This is a genomic window from Arcanobacterium canis, from assembly GCF_029625435.1.
Taxonomy (GTDB): Bacteria; Actinomycetota; Actinomycetes; order Actinomycetales; family Actinomycetaceae; genus Arcanobacterium; species Arcanobacterium canis.
The window spans coordinates 1,579,332-1,594,484 of sequence record NZ_CP121208.1 but is presented as its reverse complement, the minus strand read 5'-3'; the positions used below and the strand labels follow the sequence as shown (position 1 = coordinate 1,594,484).

13 protein-coding genes and 1 tRNA gene are annotated in these 15,153 nt (G+C 55.0%); 13 read left to right on the top strand and 1 reads right to left on the bottom strand.

The features are described from left to right. Window positions 1-55: 55 nt before the first annotated feature. Window positions 56-128 (bottom strand) — tRNA-Lys (locus P7079_RS07155). A 175-nt stretch (window positions 129-303) separates the two neighbouring features. Here P7079_RS07155 and P7079_RS07150 point away from each other — a divergent pair. From P7079_RS07150 to P7079_RS07090, 13 genes are all read left to right on the top strand, one after another. Continuing rightward, a complete protein-coding gene (locus P7079_RS07150; protein ID WP_278012590.1) occupies window positions 304-906 on the top strand; it encodes a hypothetical protein in 603 nt (200 codons plus the stop codon). Between the two features lie 60 nt (window positions 907-966). Next, window positions 967-3,246: an RNA degradosome polyphosphate kinase gene (locus P7079_RS07145; RefSeq protein WP_278012589.1), complete on the top strand. Its 2,280-nt coding sequence runs from the start codon at window positions 967-969 to the stop codon at window positions 3,244-3,246. Continuing rightward, entirely contained in the window at window positions 3,243-4,313 is a 1,071-nt protein-coding gene (locus P7079_RS07140; protein WP_278012588.1) for an NUDIX hydrolase, read from the top strand. The genes P7079_RS07145 and P7079_RS07140 overlap by 4 nt, the downstream gene beginning before the upstream one ends. A gap of 125 nt (window positions 4,314-4,438) precedes the next feature. After that, a complete protein-coding gene (gene pstS / locus P7079_RS07135) occupies window positions 4,439-5,548 on the top strand; it encodes a phosphate ABC transporter substrate-binding protein PstS (RefSeq protein WP_278012587.1) in 1,110 nt (369 codons plus the stop codon). Between the two features lie 45 nt (window positions 5,549-5,593). After that, window positions 5,594-6,790: a phosphate ABC transporter permease subunit PstC gene (gene pstC, locus P7079_RS07130; RefSeq protein WP_278012586.1), complete on the top strand. Its 1,197-nt coding sequence runs from the start codon at window positions 5,594-5,596 to the stop codon at window positions 6,788-6,790. Next, on the top strand, window positions 6,787-7,860 hold the full coding sequence (pstA, locus tag P7079_RS07125) for a phosphate ABC transporter permease PstA (protein WP_278012585.1): 1,074 nt from the start codon (window positions 6,787-6,789) through the stop codon (window positions 7,858-7,860). Before pstC ends, pstA begins: the two co-directional genes overlap by 4 nt. A gap of 114 nt (window positions 7,861-7,974) precedes the next feature. Further along, window positions 7,975-8,751: a phosphate ABC transporter ATP-binding protein PstB gene (pstB, locus tag P7079_RS07120; RefSeq protein WP_278012584.1), complete on the top strand. Its 777-nt coding sequence runs from the start codon at window positions 7,975-7,977 to the stop codon at window positions 8,749-8,751. Window positions 8,752-8,998: 247 nt separating this feature from the next. Next, entirely contained in the window at window positions 8,999-9,745 is a 747-nt protein-coding gene (locus P7079_RS07115) for a hypothetical protein (RefSeq protein WP_278012583.1), read from the top strand. Between the two features lie 9 nt (window positions 9,746-9,754). Beyond that, entirely contained in the window at window positions 9,755-10,381 is a 627-nt protein-coding gene (locus tag P7079_RS07110) for a heme-binding beta-barrel domain-containing protein (protein WP_278012582.1), read from the top strand. Further along, window positions 10,378-11,454 (top strand): CAF17-like 4Fe-4S cluster assembly/insertion protein YgfZ, encoded by a 1,077-nt coding sequence (ygfZ, locus tag P7079_RS07105; protein WP_278012581.1) that lies wholly within the window; start codon window positions 10,378-10,380, stop codon window positions 11,452-11,454. The genes P7079_RS07110 and ygfZ overlap by 4 nt, the downstream gene beginning before the upstream one ends. Continuing rightward, a complete protein-coding gene (locus tag P7079_RS07100; RefSeq protein ID WP_278012580.1) occupies window positions 11,451-11,735 on the top strand; it encodes a hypothetical protein in 285 nt (94 codons plus the stop codon). The genes ygfZ and P7079_RS07100 overlap by 4 nt, the downstream gene beginning before the upstream one ends. A 52-nt stretch (window positions 11,736-11,787) precedes the next feature. Beyond that, window positions 11,788-12,255 carry a D-aminoacyl-tRNA deacylase gene (gene dtd / locus P7079_RS07095; protein ID WP_278012579.1) on the top strand — a complete coding sequence of 156 codons (468 nt, stop codon included), beginning with the start codon at window positions 11,788-11,790 and terminating at the stop codon, window positions 12,253-12,255. A gap of 203 nt (window positions 12,256-12,458) precedes the next feature. Beyond that, complete coding sequence (locus tag P7079_RS07090) at window positions 12,459-15,077, top strand: ATP-dependent Clp protease ATP-binding subunit (RefSeq protein ID WP_278012578.1); 2,619 nt, start codon at window positions 12,459-12,461, stop codon at window positions 15,075-15,077. Window positions 15,078-15,153 lie beyond the last annotated feature (76 nt).

Below are 15,153 nucleotides of genomic sequence, written 5' to 3'. Positions count from 1 at the left end.
CCCAAAGTGCAGGATTGAAAAATAAGAAAAGCGGCGATTAATCGCCGCTTTTCTGTAGGCCCCGTGGGACTCGAACCCACAACCCATGGATTAAAAGTCCACTGCTCTGCCAATTGAGCTAGAGGCCCATGGGATGAAACATCCGCCCCTCCACTTTAGCGCGTGTTCGGCATTTTTGCGAAGTCAGAAAGGAAGAAATTTTCCACAATTTCGCTCTACGCCATCCCAACCCACAGATCGCGATTCGGTATCGACGGCAATAGGGGGTGTGGGAGACAATAGAAATAACACGAAGGAGTAGTCATGTCATCTCGTCCACGGCGTCCAGCACAGCTTGAACCAGAACAGATTGAGCGAATCGAGGGTGAATCGGATACGGCTTACAATTCCGAGCTTGCTCACACCACGGCACAGGCGATCGTGCCTCTTGAAGGGGTGTTTCGTGAAGATGACCCCGAGGTGCGAAACCGAATCATCAGCATGGTAGCAACCGAAGGAGTCGATGTTGTTGCGGAATCGTGGGTACGTTCTCCCGATGATTCACTGCCGGGTGTTCTGTGGCGCGGATTTCTTCTCAGCGAGTGGATTCGCCGTTATCCTCAGGCAGTAGAGGATCGTCTGGCGGCAGCTATCAAAGCAACGTCACGTGAGGCAAAAGTGGATCCACGGCAGGTGCGCCTACAGTGGACTGAAGTGTTCAAAGGTGCCTATTCGGGAGACTTTGGGAAAGTTCTTGCTGATTCCGCACATCTGACGTCAGTTTTGGGAGAAGTTGAGCCAACGTGGATTACGAATGACGCTCACCCGCTCGCCACTGAAGTGACGTTGAGGACGACGGCGATGACGGCGACGTCACGAGAGTTTCTCCATGCCGCTCAGCTTTATCGAAATGGTGAATTGCACTAAATCCACGGGGTTCGGCCCGCATGTGGCCGAGCGAAAGAGAAATTGAAGAACGGGAAAACGATGGCGGAAAACGAACCAACTCTTGAGTCCAAAGACGCAGCACAGTTTTGGCGTGCAGGTGCTGATCCCCAGCAGCTGGACAAGCAGAAGAAAGCACCTCTCGGATCCTCGGTTGCTACTGAAACCTTGGCACAGGCGTCTGAACGTTTGATGGAGAACGAAGAATCTGATCTTCCTCAGGGGCGGTTCGCTGATCGTGAGCTGAGCTGGCTCGCATTCAATGAGCGTGTCCTTCAACAAGCGGAAGATCAGGATCTTCCGCTCCTGGAACGAGCGTGGTTTTTAGCGATTTTTGCTTCGAATCTGGATGAGTTTTTCATGGTGCGTGTGGCTGGTTTGAAGCGGCGCATCGCTATGGGAATGGCCACGCCGAGTGCTTCGGGTCTTAGTCCTCGCAGGGTGCTCGAAGGTATTAACCTGCGAGCCAAGGAGCTGATGGCTCGCCATGCGAAAGCTTTCCGTAAAGATATTGCGCCCAAACTTGCTGAAAACGGCATCGTCATCCAACACTGGGATGAACTGGAAGAGTCCTCCAAGGACCGTATGCGTAAATTTTATCGACGTCGAATTTTCCCCGTACTGACGCCCCTAGCGGTGGATCCGGCGCATCCCTTCCCATATATTTCTGGTCTCTCGTTGAACCTAGCTGTGATCGTGCGTAATCCGAAGAGCTCAAAAGAGTTTTTCGCGCGGGTAAAAGTCCCTGCCTTGCTCCCTCGATTCATTGCGGTCGATTCAGAGGGGCGACCTTACGATCCAGAAGACGTGCCAACGGATGAACATGGGCGTACCTATTACGTGCCGCTGGAAGAAGTGATCGGAGCGCATCTCGGTACTCTCTTCCCAGGCATGGAGGTGCTGGAATTTTCCACATTCCGAGTCACGCGTAATGAAGACCTCGAAGTGGAAGAAGACGATGCCGAAAACCTTCTGATGGCGCTTGAAAAGGAACTTCTTCGTCGCAGATTCGGTGCTGCGGTGCGCCTTGAAGTTGCCAAAGATATGTCTGAACACGTGCTGACGCTGTTGATGCGTGAGATGGGGATTCGTGAAGAAGATGTCTTCCGACTCCCCACACCGTTGGATCTGACGGGCTTGAACTCTATTCATGATCTGGATCGTCCGACGCTGAAGTACCGAAAGTTCGTTGCCGTGACTGCCGCAGGGCTTGCTGAACGCGAAACATCAGCTGCCCCAGACGTGTTCCATGCGATGAATCGGCAAGAAGTCCTTTTACACCACCCCTACGATTCCTTCTCCACTTCTGTGCAACGTTTCCTTGAACAAGCCGCCGCAGATCCGAAAGTTCTTGCAATCAAACAAACCCTCTACCGTACGTCGGGTAATTCTCCGATTGTTGATGCTCTGATTAAGGCAGCAAATGCTGGAAAACAAGTTCTTGCAGTCGTGGAGATTAAAGCGCGCTTCGATGAACAAGCCAATATTGAATGGGCTCGTAAACTTGAGCAGGCTGGGGTTCACGTGGTCTATGGCATCGTCGGGTTGAAGACCCACGCCAAACTTTCGTTGGTCGTACGCCAAGAACCTGATGGCTTGCGTCGGTACTGTCATGTAGGGACAGGCAATTACAATCCCAAGACTGCCCGTGGATACGAAGATTTTGGCCTCCTTACTTGCGATCCAGATGTGGGGCAGGATCTCACCCGTTTGTTCAATCAACTGTCGGGATATGCGCCAAAGGTCAAATTCCACAGGCTCCTCGTGGCGCCAACGGGGATCCGTACAGGGCTAGTTGAACGAATCGAACGCGAGATCGAGAATAAGAAAGAAGGAAAAGACGCCTGGATCCTTCTCAAAGCCAACTCTCTTGTAGACGAGACCATTATCGATGCGCTTTACCGTGCTTCCCAGCATGGAGTGAATATCCAGATTCAGGTTCGTGGCATCTGTGCTCTGCGTGCCGGAATTCCAGGGCTATCGGAGAACATCAAAGTCGTCTCTATACTCGGGCGTTTTCTTGAGCACTCACGGGTCTATGCATTCTGCAATGATGGCGATTCGGATGTTCTGATTGGCTCTGCTGATCTGATGCATCGCAACCTTGATCGCCGTATCGAAGCACTCATCAAAATTGTTGAACCTGAACAAATCGAATTCCTCATCGATCTTGTCAGAACTGCATGTTCTGATGAGACTGCTTCGTGGCGTCTCGATAGTGATGGCTGGCACCATGTTGCCCACGATTCCGAGGGAAATCGTCTTAAAGATATCCAGGAGATATTGATGCGCCGCGCTCGCGATCGGGTGAAAGCGAAGTGAGCGCATTGATCGATGTTCATGCGGCTGGGGCTGTAGTGTGGAGGGTTCGTCAGGGGATTCTCCACGTTCTCTTGATCCACCGCCCCAAGTGGAACGACTGGTCATTTCCAAAAGGGAAAGTGAAAACCGGTGAATCTTTGGTTGAGTGCGCAGTACGGGAGGTGACCGAAGAAGCACGGATTGTTCCTATTCTTGGCCAGCCCCTCGGCTGGCAGTACTATGATCTGCCCGATGGGCGCCATAAAGAAGTCCGATATTGGGCAGCCACTGTCGCTCCACCACGATCGCCGATTCGTGCCGCCCGTCCGCGTGGATGGGCGGCAAATAAGGGAGAGATCGACGATCGTCGGTGGGTGACTGTCTCAGAGGCAGAAAAGAAATTGACTCGGGATGGAGACCGCAAGATCCTGAGCAAACTCATCAGGGCTTATAGCGCGGGGACACTTGAGACAACGCCGATAGTGCTTGTTCGTCATACGCGTGCAAAATCACGCTCCTCATGGGCCGCACAATATCCTCATGCTACTGAACACAACCGTCCTTTAACGAAAGTCGGTACTGCGCGGGCACGCCATCTCGTTTCGACACTTGGCGCATATGGTATTCAAGAAATCATCTCGTCACCGTGGATTCGCTGTGTTGATACTGTGGCTCCGTACGCACGAGCAATCGATAGTGTGGTTCGAGTAGTTGATGCACTGACTGAATCAGCATTCGCTGCTGATCCACAACGATTTACTGCATGGATGCGGAACCGTTTTGAGCAGGTTGACCTACCTGAAGTGATTTCGTTGCACCGGCCAACACTTCCTGCGGTGATGGATGTACTCCAGGATTACACTCGCTCAAAAGTTTTTTCGCAGATTCCGAAAAAAGATCCGTGGCTCAAAACAGGCGAAATGATCATTGCCCACGTAGCACGTCGTCCGTTGTCGGTAGCATCCAGTGAAAATTCCGAGCAAGAGGGCAACACACAAAATCTGCTCGTTTCCACGAATCAGACGCAGTCCCGGCCGCGAAATGGGCCAACCGTCGTCGCTCTCGAACGTCTGCGACCATCAGCCTGAGTTCACTGTTCACCAATTGTTTACTTAACCGCACCGCCCATGTTTCCTTTGGCTCCTTAGGCTAAGTCTCGGAGCGGGGGATCAGCCCTCGCACATTTGAGGTTCGCCTCGGGAATGAAGGAATCATGAATCTTTCAGGCAAGGCTCGCGCATCAGTTGGCATGATAGCTCTGGCAACTCTTCTGGGTGCGTGTGGGGCTCCGTCAGTCGGCTCGCTTTCACATTCACAGGACAGCACTTCTGCTGGCACCGCCGAAGGCGCGACGAAGGGCACAGTGAACGGCTCGGGCGCATCGTCGCAGGTCAATGCTCAGCAATCGTGGCGTGACAACTTCACAAAAAACACCGGGACTCGCGTGAACTACGATTCCACCGGATCGGGAACAGGACGCCAGCAGTTCATCGCTGGTCAGGTTGCTTTTGCTGGAACTGATTCTCTATTGAAAGAGGATGAAGTGAAGAAGGCAACCGAGCGTTGTTCCTCCGAACCGCTTGAGCTTCCTCTCTATATTTCTCCCATCGCGATCGCTTTCAATTTGCCGGGTATCACCCACTTGAACCTCGATGCCGCCACGATTGCAAAGATCTTCTCGGGTAAGGTCACCAAGTGGAACGATCCGATGATTGCCTCCCAGAACGATGGAGTCAAACTTCCCGATCTTCCCGTGATCCCGGTTAATCGAGCAGATGACTCAGGAACCACAAAGAACTTCCAGCAGTACCTTGCCCAGGCCGCAAAAAATGAGTGGACGGCAAAGCCATCCGATGTCTGGCCGATTAAAGGCACACAGTCTGCGGAACAAACTTCTGGTGTGATTGAGCTGACCAAGTCCACCCCGGGCGCCGTAACGTATGCCGATGCCTCGCAAGTAGGACAGCTGGGGACCGTCAAGGTCAAAGTTGCAGGCGAATATCTCGAGTACACACCCGAGGCTGCCGCAAAAATTGTTGACGGCTCCCCGATGACCTCCGACGCAACAGATCGTCGCGTCACCTTCGATCTCAAACGTGACGGATCAGTTGCGGGTGCGTATCCCATCGTATTGGTTTCTTACCTTGTGGCATGTACCAGCTATCCCAATGCTTCCGATGCGGCGAACGTCAAGTCCTATTTCGAGTATATGGCCTCAAAAGAAGGTCAAGAGATCGCGGCCAAGGCCGACGGCGGCAACGCGCCGATCTCGGACAAACTGCGCGAAAAAGTTAACGCAGCTATCGCTCTGATCGGTCAGTGACAAGTTCGGAGTACACCTAGTTGGTATGCTCCGTAAGGAGAAAATGTGAGTAAAAATCTGGACAGACCAGCCGCAGACGGCGCCGTCGAGACACCCGACATGTCACACCGCACTAGGACTGCAGGGACGCAAGTCGCGAACGATGAGCCAGCAAGGATGACGAACCGATCACTGGCGCCGACGAAGAAAATGACACTGGTAGGGAAACCATCCAAAGCTGACGCAACCTATAAGTGGGTAGCGACGGCGGCTGCAGCGACAATGCTTCTTCTTCTCGCAGGCGTCGCAATCTTCCTGGCAATGTCGAGCCAGAATGCGTTCCTTGCAGATTCAGCGACAATCGAAAATGATGTTTCTTTTGCACGCGGTATGGGATTTTGGGGATTTACGGCGGCCGCGCTTTTTGGCACTGTCCTTGCCTCGGTGATCGCCCTGGTCATCGCCGTGCCGTTCGCTGTGGGGATCGCCCTTTTTATCTCGCATTACGCTCCCAAGCGCATCGGATCGATCTCTGGCTACGTTATCGATCTCCTCGCAGCGATTCCTTCCGTCGTCTTCGGTCTGTGGGGTATGTGGAGCTTGGAACCGCTGATGCGCGGAATCTTCCAAACAATATCCACTGTCCTCACGCCAGTTTTTGAGTTCCTTGCGGGGACGAAAGAGATCGTCGATGGACACACAGTATGGAGCGGCGGCGGTCTGCCAGGTTTGCGTTACATGGCCGAGAACTTCGAGTGGTGGCCGATTCAGCCTGATTCAGCAGCATTCACTCCTCCCGCGCGCAACATTGCGATGGGTGGGATCATTCTGGCGATCATGATCTTGCCGATCATCACGTCCCTCACACGCGAGGTATTCCTCAAAACTCCGCGGCTCCAAGAAGAAGCTGCGATCGGCTTGGGAGCCACACGTTGGGAAATGATCCGTATGGTGGTTCTTCCACACGGCCGGAGCGGTATCGTCTCGGCGACAATGCTCGGCTTGGGGCGCGCGCTGGGGGAGACGATGGCGCTTCTCATGGTGCTTTCGCCTGGTTTGCAGATTAACTTCAACCTCCTCAAACCAGGGCAGCATTCGACGATTGCCTCCCAGATCGCTCTGCGTTTTCCCGAGGCGTCTGGGCTCGCTGCCGATTTCCTCGTGGCCACTGGCCTGGTACTCTTCGTCGTCACCTTCGGCGTGAATTTTGTGGCACGCGCAATCGTTGCCCGCTACTCTGAATTCTCAGGAGCTAACGCATGACAACACAACCAGTTCGTGGTGAACGTTCCTCATTTGTCACCGCTCAAAAGCACTTGCCGACGTCGTTCCCGTACGTTGCGGCAGCAGTCGCGATTGCGCTCGGTGTGATCGTCGAAGTGATCCTTGCCCCGCACGCCGATTGGATCGCAGCGGGTATTTGGGCGCTCCTTATTTTTATGGCCCTGACAATCGTGGCCGGTTTCGCCGTGGAAGGGCGGCGGTATGGCGCTGACCGCGTGGCAGCGTCGGCCGTGGTTGCAACCTTCGTGCTTGCAGTGATCCCTCTTGTGTCCTTGCTGTACACCGTGGCCGCTAACGGTTGGTCGCGGATGAGCGGTGCCGGCTTTTTCACTGCCACAACGTTCGGTTCGTCGATCCAAGGAACGGTCACAGGCGCCGGGCACGCCATCGTCGGTACTCTCCTGATCACTGGGGTGACAGCGCTCATCGCCGTTCCCCTTGGTGTTCTGACTGCGGTGTACTTGGTCGAATATGGCCGCGGCCCGTTCGCGAAAACGGTGACCTTCCTCGTCGATGTCATGACGGGCATTCCGTCAATCGTTGCCGGTTTGTTCGCGGCAGCGATGATTCCGCTGGCAAACTACTACATCTTTGGCGAGCCGCAGTTCAAAAGCGGTTTGGCAGGATCAGTCGCCCTTGTGGTGCTCATGACCCCAATCGTCATCCGCAACACGGAAGAGCACCTCCGTCTCGTCCCCAACTCGTTGCGTGAGGCGTCCTATGCCCTGGGAGTGACCAAGGCGCGCACCATCAACAAAGTTGTCCTTCGCACCTCCGCCTCGGGCATCATTTCGGGCGTGGTGATCGCGATTGCCCGAGTTATCGGAGAATCAGCCCCGTTGATGATTACCGCCGGGACTACCGATCACTATTCGACCAACCTGTTCACCGGTCAGATGCTCACATTGCCTGTGTACGTTTACTACGAGTACAAGAAGGGGAATCAAGCAACAGCCTGGGCAGGCGCTCTGGTGCTGATTTTGCTGGTATTGCTCCTGAATATGGTTGCTCGCTGGATTGCAAAGAAGTTCCGCCCCGCCGGCGAATAACACAGCGACGCGACGTTCGCTCTGCCGACGTCGGCGCCCCGACGTCGTGCTAACAAAGAGTTTCGGCACTGCCCCTGATTCCGGTTGTCAGTGCCACAAAAGAAAGGACAGCCCGTGGAAGGTATTCAAGCTCGCGGACTCAACATTTATTACGGCAACCACCTCGCGGTTGAGGACGCCAACATTGACATCACCCCGCGTTCAATCACAGCTCTGATCGGACCTTCTGGATGTGGAAAGTCAACATTTTTGCGTTCGTTGAATCGTATGCACGAAGTGATTCTAGGCGCGCGCGTGGAAGGTGAAGTACTGATTGACGGCGAGGATATCTACGCGCCGGGTGTAGACCCTGTAGCCGTCCGCAGCCACGTGGGAATGGTGTTTCAGCGTCCGAACCCGTTCCCGACGATGTCGATTGCAGAAAACGTGTTGGCGGGCGTGCGCTTGAACAATAAGAAACTGCCAAAGTCCGACGCCGAGGCCATAGTTGAGGAGTCGCTGCGGGGAGCGAACCTCTGGGAAGAAGTCAAGGATCGCCTTGATCGTCCTGGTTCGTCGCTTTCGGGCGGGCAGCAGCAGCGTCTGTGCATCGCTCGTGCGATTGCCGTGAAGCCCGAAGTCCTGCTCATGGATGAACCGTGCTCGGCGCTCGACCCGATCTCTACGCTGGCGATTGAAGACCTCATGCAAGAGCTCCGCGAAGATTACACGATTGTGATCGTCACGCACAATATGCAGCAGGCTGCGCGCGTTTCTGAAAAGACCGGCTTCTTCAACATTGCAGGCACTGGCAAGCCTGGTCACCTCATTGAATACGCAGACACGGAGAAAATCTTTTCCAATCCGGACAACCAGCAGACCGAGGACTACGTTTCTGGCCGATTTGGATGAGGCAAACGAAAACACAAGGATGTGTGGCGCGAACTAGCATTCGCGCCACACATCCTTGTGAAAAAGGGACATCGGGCCAGAGTGCGCCTGTCGGCGCGAAGGCCACTCGAAGTGGCAATTATTGGAGCCCGGGGCATTCACAGCCCGATGCCGTGTCTTCATCCTACTCATCGATTTCCTCATGTGCTACCCCGCCAGGATCACTTCATCACCAACGACGAAACGTAAACCGTGAAAGAATAACGATGTGAGTGAAACAGAGAAGAAATCATTGATTGAGATGCACCCCGGCTACACGCGTGGCGTATTAGGTGTGTTTGGAGCGGCAGCGTTAGCCGTCGCAGGCGTCACAAGCAGTTCGATTATGGCGATCGGTGTGCTTGTCATTGCTTTGCCACTGGTGGCGGGGTGGCCATACCTCGTCGGGTTGCCAAACAAACCCGCAGCATATCCGCTTCTCGCACTCACGCTCGTCGCTGCAATCGGTGCAGGACTCTTCGGAGACATTCGCTCATTCGCCGTGGTTTGTGCTGCCGGACTCATGGGTGTTTTCGTGATGGAAATGGCACGGAAGGATCTCGGCGGCAAACGCGTCGAGCAAATTTCCGGCGCCCTACTTGGCGTTGTGACGTTGGTGTCGGCTGCAATGTGGATTCGTGTTGCTGCAGGTCAGATGGGTGAGGATCTGATCACCACGGTGGCCGTGACGATAGCCGTTGTGTCGTTGATGCACGCTTTCGACTCGATTTACTCTCCGCTCCTCGGTTTCCTCAACGGCGTCGTCGTGGCAACGGCAATGGCATGGTTGACAAATGTCCCGATGCTCGCAGGTGCTGCCCTCGGTTTCGCTGTCGGCACAGCCTACTTCCTCACATGGCGTGCGACGGAGACTCTGGAGGCCTCCAGCCGGAACCTCGCCGGAGCGGCGCGCGCATTTATCCCACATTCAGCGCTTGGCGTGGTTACCTTCGCGATTGCGCTCATTGTGTTCTAGCCTTGAGACATGTTTAATCTTCACCCCACTCTTGCACCTGAAACCTACCCCTTCGCCTGGATGGTGGATCGCTGGGTTGGCGGCGGTGTCCTGGAATACGACAACATCGACGCCGCGGCATACGTCCATGAGCTGACGATCGAGAATACCGACGGCGGCCCGTACTTGCGTTTTGAATCTCGAATCTGGCTTGCGGCTGAGCCGGCTGGAATCGTTGACAAGGAAGAAAGTGGTTCCAGCACATATGCCAAGCTCACCAAGGAGCGCTTGTGGTCAGTGACCACCGGGTATCTTCGTGTGAATCCGAACGTTGACAAGCGTGCCGACGGGTCGAGTGCAATTGAAGCAATGGTGGCGTCTCCTGCCGGTAATACGCAATTGTGGGTTGGTCTCATTAACGGTCCCCGCCTTCAGATGGTCACCGACGCCGTCGCTCGAAGCGCGTCGGGAGCGGAGTTTACTTCCGCGAAACTGATGGCTGGCAATGTTGCCTCCGACCTCTTCTACGCCTACGACATGGAAGCATTCGGGGCCGAACTTCGCCCCTACCTTGCCGGGCGTCTGTCGCATACGAATGCTACCGATGTCGTCCTTTCAGGCGACGACGTGCGTGGCCAAGATGAGGACGCCCAGTGAGTGCTGTCATTGACGAGGTGACAGGAGTGCCTGCTCACTACGGTTCCCCCTTCGCTGAACAGCGCCAGTTGCGTGCCGGACATGCCTATACCGATCTGGGCCACCTCGACGTCCTGACGGTGTCAGGTGCAGATCGTCTGACTTGGCTAACGAATCTGTCCACTCGCGACTTTTCGAAGCTCAATGCCGGTGAAGCGTCCGAAATGTTGATCCTCGATCCCAATGGACATATCCAAGAAGCGGCGAGTGTGCAACTTACTGAGGACGAGGTTTGGCTCATCACCGATGCTGGCCGGGGTGAATCGCTCGCCGCATTCCTCAATTCGATGCGCTTTATGTTGCGTGTGGAGGTGACCGAGCGAACAGACGTTACGGTGTTCGGCACAGGAATGCCGGCGTCGGCGCTACCAGCTGATGTGACAGAAAAAGCGCTGCTCGTGTGGGAAGATCCCTGGCCGCGCACCGCCGTCGGCGGCGCAGACTACGGAATTTCAGATGCGAGCCACCCAGCTGCTGATTCGCACCGTACGCTCGTTGTCGTCCCCGCGTCGGACGGCGACGAAGTCCGCTCGGCCTTTAGGCAAGCAGGTCTCAGCCCAGCAGGATTGCTTGCGTGGGAGGCGAATCGCGTCGTCGATCGTCGGCCTCGAATAGGTGCCGAGGGCATCATTGATCGCGTGTTGCCTCACGAGCTCGATTGGCTGCGCACAGCGATCCACCTCAATAAAGGGTGCTATCGCGGGCAAGAGACAGTGGCGAAGATCGTCAATCTGGGGCGCCCACCGCGCCGCTTGACGTACCTCTACCTTGAAGGGCCGCAGACAGACCTGCCCGAACCGGGAACAGAAGTTGTCAGTGAGCGCGGCCGCAAAGTTGGCGTGTTGACCTCCGTCGTTCGCGACGTCGATGAAGGCCCAGTTGCATTGGCGTTACTCAAGCGCTCGACGCCGGTGGACGAACTTTTGTCGGTAGGAGCATACACGGCATCGCAGGAGGTCATCGTCTCCCCCGAGGGGAAGAGTTCGGTGTCGCCAGCATCCCGTCCGGGAGCTGAATTCCGGGGGCGCAAGTGACGTACTGGTTTTCGTGGGTTTTAGCTCATTTCATTCCCGCACTTTTGTTTATTGGAGCCGCATTTTCGCTACTTGACGCAGCATTGCGTCCGGCAGATCGATGGTGGGCCGCGTCTCAACCGAAAAAATTCTGGTTAATTTGGATGGGGGTGTCACTGGCCCTCATCGTGGCTGACTTTATGTATCGACTTCCGATGGGTGGTTTGATTACGCTGGTGATGGCAGTGGGGATCGTGTACTACATCGGGCCTGAGCGTCAGCGTATGTGGCGTTGGCGTTAAAAGCAGCGCCTAGGCTCGCAACTCACCGGCGTCGGCCAACTGAGGAGGAAAAATGAGGGCAGTCATCCAGCGCGTCAAGCGCGCCAAAGTTACCGTTTATCGTGATGACGAGCCAAATATTGGTGATGTTACTGGCGATATCAGCTCCGGATTGATGGTGTTGATCGGGGTCTCGCCGCAGGATGGGCAGGAACAGATCGACAAAGCTGCGCGCAAGATCGCCCAGCTCAAGGTGTTGCGTGGAGATGAGAGTGACGATCCTGCCAAGCGTGTGAGTGCGCAAGACTCTGGCGCGCCGGTATTGTTGGTTTCTCAGTTCACTCTCTATGCCGATGTGCGCAAGGGAACGAAGCCGGGATGGTCTCATGCTGCGCCTGGGCCGGTAGCGGAACCAATTTTTGATCGTGTGGTGGAAGCAGTGCGCGGCTATGGAATCGACGTTTTCACCGGAAAATTTGGCGCAATGATGGATGTGGAACTCGTTAACGACGGTCCGTTCACTATCCTCGTCGAGGTGTAGCTGTTGGCAAAGAGCCTTAATCCGATAGGGCGGCAGGTTTGTGTACTTACCGAGCGTATATGCAAAGTTGAGTGATCTGTGCTCAGCTTTTATCGCGTACACTCACGCCAGTGGCGAAACGGTTGGAAGGTTGAGTACTCAATACAGTTTAATTAGGTAGTTGAAAAGGCTCCACACGTTGGAGCTAGGAAAAGAGGAGTGACATGTTTGAACGCTTTACCGACCGCGCAAGGCGAGTCATCGTCTTGGCGCAGGAGGAAGCTCGTGGCCTCAAGCACAACTACCTGGGCACGGAGCACATCCTGCTGGGCCTGATTAAAGAAGGCGAAGGCGTTGCTGCGAAGGCACTGGAATCATTGAACGTGACGTTCGATGATGTGCGCGCTGAGGTCGTCGAGATTATCGGCGAGGGCCAGGAACAACCGAGTGGCCACATCCCCTTCACGCCGCGCGCCAAGAAAGTTCTCGAGTATGCCATGCGTGAGGGACTTCAGCTCGGTCATTCATACATTGGCACCGAGCACCTCCTGCTCGGACTTTGCAGGGAGCAGGACGGCGTTGCTGCACAAGTTCTGGTGAAACTCGGAGCTGATCTGCCAAAGGTTCGCCAGCAAGTAACTCAGTTGCTTTCCGGCTTCCAAGGCAAAGAGGCTGTCGGCGTCGGCGCTGGCGGTGGCCGTGAAGGGACAAAAGCCGGCTCAACGATTCTCGATCAATTTGGGCGCAATCTCACCGTCATGGCGCGTGAACGCAAGCTCGATCCTGTGATTGGCCGCCACAACGAAACACAGCGTGTGATGCAAGTTCTCTCGCGCCGCACCAAGAACAATCCGGTGCTGATCGGTGAACCAGGCGTCGGTAAGACTGCCGTTGTTGAAGGTCTGGCTCAGGCCATTGCCTTAGGCGACGTTCCCGAAACTCTGAAGGACAAGCAGCTGTATTCATTGGATATGGGATCGCTTGTGGCAGGGTCACGTTACCGCGGTGACTTTGAGGAGAGGCTAAAGAAGATCCTTAAAGAGATTAACAACCGTGGCGATATCGTCCTGTTTATTGACGAAATCCACACCCTCGTCGGCGCCGGTGCCGCTGAAGGCGCACTCGATGCCGCATCTCTCCTCAAGCCGGCGATGGCTCGCGGCGAACTGCAGATCATCGGTGCAACCACACTTGATGAGTACCGCAAGTACATCGAAAAGGATGCTGCACTTGAACGTCGTTTCCAGCCAATCCAGGTTGAGCAGCCAAGCGTGAAAGAAACGATTGCCATTCTCGAAGGTTTGCGCGATCGTTACGAGGCTTTCCATCACGTCACCATTACCGACGAGGCTCTTGAAGCTGCTGCCACCATGGCTGATCGCTACATCAATGATCGTTTCTTGCCGGACAAGGCAATCGATTTGATAGATGAGGCTGGTGCTCGACTGACGATCCAGAAGATGACAACGCCGCCAGAGCTGCGTGAACTCGACGAAAAGATTGCGGCGACGAAGGCAGAGAAAGAAGCTGCCATTAATGGACAGGATTTCGAGAAGGCCGCAGCGCTTCGCGATACCGAGCAAAAGCTTACTGAAACCCGCCAAGAGCGTGAAAAGGCATGGAAAGAAGGGGAGATCGATTCTGTGTCCGTCGTGGATGAGGAAGTCATCGCTGAAGTCTTGTCCATGACCACTGGAATCCCGGTCTTCAAGCTCACCGAGGCAGAATCGGCCAAGCTCTTGCGCATGGAAGATGAACTTCACAAGCGCGTGATTGGTCAGGACGATGCGATCAAGGCAGTCTCGCAAGCGATACGTCGTACGCGTTCAGGTTTGAAGGATCCGAACCGTCCAGGTGGCTCTTTCATCTTCGCTGGTCCAACCGGTGTTGGAAAAACCGAGCTTGCGAAGGCGCTTGCTGAGTTCCTTTTCGGTGACGAGGAATCTTTGATCACCCTCGACATGTCCGAATATCAGGAGAAGCATACGGTCTCACGCCTCTTCGGTGCTCCTCCGGGATACGTGGGCTACGATGAGGGAGGCCAGCTTACTGAGAAGGTGCGTCGCAAGCCTTTCTCCGTCGTCCTCTTCGACGAAATTGAAAAGGCTCACGCCGATCTGTTCAACTCGTTGCTTCAGATTCTTGAAGAAGGCCGATTGACAGATTCTCAGGGACGCGTGGTTGACTTCAAGAACACGATCATCATCATGACCACCAACCTGGGTGCGAAGGAGATTGCTCGTGGCGTGGCTACTGGGTTCCAGTTCGACGAGGATACTCGCGGAACTTACGAGCGCATGAAGGCTCGTGTGCATGAGGAGCTCAAGAATCACTTCCGTCCGGAGTTCCTGAACCGTGTGGACGATACAATCGTCTTCCCGCAGCTGGAGAAGAAGGAAATTCTGCAGATCGTGGATCTCATGATCGGTAAGTTGGACAATCGTCTAGCGGATCAAGGGATGTCGATTGCGTTGACCGATAAGGCGAAGCACCTGCTCGCTGATCGCGGATACGATCCAGTTCTGGGCGCACGTCCGTTGCGTCGCGCGATCCAGCGTGACATCGAAGATGTTCTTTCTGAGAAGCTCTTGTACGGCGATTTCAAAAAGGGCGACACGATCCTGGTGGATGTCGATGAGGAGAATATTCCCATGTCCTTTACATTCACTGGCTATGACTCGGACTATCAGCTTCCGTCAGGAGCTCAGCCATCGTCAGGAGCAGCTGAGATTGACGGACTTGCGCAGCCTGTCTCGACAGTTCCCAGCTCTTCCGAGGTTGAGGACGCCACCGCGTCAACGGAAGGCGAAACGCATTCAGACTCCGGGCCAGCTTTGGCCTGATTGATGAACCATGTAAGAAGTGGCGGGGAGAATTTTCTCCCCGCCACTTCTACATGCTCGGTGAAAAATTACTTGT

What these genes read in the sequence shown, in the direction of transcription:
- P7079_RS07145 (WP_278012589.1), top strand. Translation starts at nt 967, where the DNA reads ATGGCGGAAAACGAACCAACTCTTGAGTCCAAAGACGCAGCACAGTTT.
- dtd (WP_278012579.1), top strand. Translation starts at nt 11,788, where the DNA reads ATGAGGGCAGTCATCCAGCGCGTCAAGCGCGCCAAAGTTACCGTTTAT.
- pstS (WP_278012587.1), top strand. Translation starts at nt 4,439, where the DNA reads ATGAATCTTTCAGGCAAGGCTCGCGCATCAGTTGGCATGATAGCTCTG.
- pstA (WP_278012585.1), top strand. Translation starts at nt 6,787, where the DNA reads ATGACAACACAACCAGTTCGTGGTGAACGTTCCTCATTTGTCACCGCT.
- P7079_RS07090 (WP_278012578.1), top strand. Translation starts at nt 12,459, where the DNA reads ATGTTTGAACGCTTTACCGACCGCGCAAGGCGAGTCATCGTCTTGGCG.
- P7079_RS07110 (WP_278012582.1), top strand. Translation starts at nt 9,755, where the DNA reads ATGTTTAATCTTCACCCCACTCTTGCACCTGAAACCTACCCCTTCGCC.
- P7079_RS07150 (WP_278012590.1), top strand. Translation starts at nt 304, where the DNA reads ATGTCATCTCGTCCACGGCGTCCAGCACAGCTTGAACCAGAACAGATT.